The sequence below is a fragment of the Adlercreutzia sp. DFI.6.23 genome (genome assembly GCF_024462535.1).
Taxonomy (GTDB): domain Bacteria; phylum Actinomycetota; class Coriobacteriia; order Coriobacteriales; family Eggerthellaceae; genus Adlercreutzia; species Adlercreutzia rubneri.
On sequence record NZ_JANGBP010000831.1, the window covers coordinates 1 to 287 of the forward strand.

Sequence of the window (287 nt, forward strand, 5' to 3'; positions counted from 1 at the left end):
TTCTTCAAACTTTTCCCTCTCTACAGTAGGAGCAAAATCATTCAGATATAGAAGCCCCTCCTCCAGTTCTCTGCCATAACAATATTCTGCTTCTTCACGAAGCATTGCAGCACGGTCACAGGCCGTCCAGCATACATTTCGATAAATAGATAATAACAATTTTGACCTTTCATATAAATTTTGTTCATCCAGATGCTGCATCACACACAGCATCTGAATACTGTTTTTTGCCAATGAGTTTTTCCGTCCCATAAGCCCCTCCTATCTTACCGGTTCATAACTCCCGG

The 287-nt window shown here is 41.5% G+C and carries 1 pseudogene; it reads right to left on the reverse strand.

What is annotated here, in order from left to right:
* Positions 1 to 252: pseudogene (locus NE591_RS15645) on the reverse strand (hypothetical protein); the annotation flags it as partial.
* Positions 253 to 287 lie beyond the last annotated feature (35 nt).